Annotated in this window: 1 pseudogene; it reads right to left on the bottom strand. The window is 46.0% G+C overall.

The features are described 5' to 3' along the window. Positions 1–10: 10 nt before the first annotated feature. A pseudogene (locus tag IQ228_RS26095) lies at positions 11–906 on the bottom strand (ISAzo13 family transposase). Between the last annotated feature and the right edge of the window lie 394 nt (positions 907–1,300).

The raw sequence follows: 1,300 nt of genomic DNA, 5'->3' as shown, positions 1-1,300 counted from the left end.
GGATCGTGGATTAAATAACCTGTAATTCTGGTTTAGCGGTGTAATTCCATTGCGGCAAGAATTCATCAAAAACAATCTTCATGTTTGATTTGAAATCAAGAGCCACTTTTCGACCTGTTTGATAGGTTTTATCGAGAATCGTGGTAAACACTTTAAGTCCTGTGCGAGTTGTTGCCGTTGCCATTAGGTCTTTAACAGTCTGAACACTCTCAAAAATTACCCCCTGACACACACGAGAAAGATGAGGAAACAAACGATGCTCAATCGGATTGTACTTGGAGGTGTAGGGCGGATAATGAGCGATGCGAATTTCGATGCCCAGTTCATTGACTAATGCCTGTAAGTCCTGTTTAAAGATGTAATGACGAGAGCTATTGCTACCGCCGCCATCACATAACAGCAGAATTGAATTTGCTCCATGATAGCGGCTTCTACCATAAGTGTTCCACCAGTAGCGAATCGAGTCACAGGCTAATTCACTGGTGTCGTGGCTGATGCCAATCTGGATGTAGCCCACATTCTCTGTCATGTCGTACAGCCCGTGGGGAATGGCGACTCCAGTCGCCAGGTTAGGCCAATCGTGGTCAAATACCTCTATCGGTTCCTGGGTGTACAGTTGTCCCTCTCGGTATAACTGCCCAATTAATTCTTTTTTTTTGTGTCCATACTCATGACCGGATTGCCTGCGGCTTGATAAGACTGCTTGAGTTGGTCAATTGTCTCAAATTGCTCATTGCGATGTTCGCTCTCTCCTGTGGAGAGTGTCTTCACTGCTTTGCGTTTACGAAAGTTGTGTTTTTCCATCAACTGGTCTACTACTGTCACACTCACTTCGATTCCCTCATTTTCCAGCAATTCGGCAATCTCATGACGTTTGAGATTAGTCCACTTGACGCTTTCATCCATCGGTGAACCTGCTGTGTGCTTCTCTAACACTCGTAAAAACGCCTCGTCTAATCCAGCAATTGTCTCAAAGGCTGATTTCCGTCCACCTCCGGCTTGGCGAATCCGCTCCTGCTCTAGCACCGTTTCGTCCTGAAGTTCTCGCAACCCCAACTGTAAGGTTTCGTGATGGCATCCCAAAAGGCGACGGATGTATGCCTGCCCCCCGTATCCTAGTTTTACCGCTTCAATCGCGGCATATCGACGGCGATCCTTCTCTGACAACGACTCATAGTATCGTTGCATTTGTACCTCAATCTCACCAGGGTAAGTTTGCATCATCTATCAGTTCATCCATCTACCCCTCTAGTGTATAGCTATCATTGGCAGTATTACACCTTATTTAATCCACGATCCT

It is taken from the genome of Dolichospermum sp. LEGE 00246, assembly GCF_015207865.1.
Classification (GTDB): Bacteria; Cyanobacteriota; Cyanobacteriia; order Cyanobacteriales; family Nostocaceae; genus Dolichospermum; species Dolichospermum heterosporum.
The sequence above is the reverse complement of the archived record's forward strand: the minus strand, read 5'-3'. Positions and strand labels throughout refer to the sequence as shown.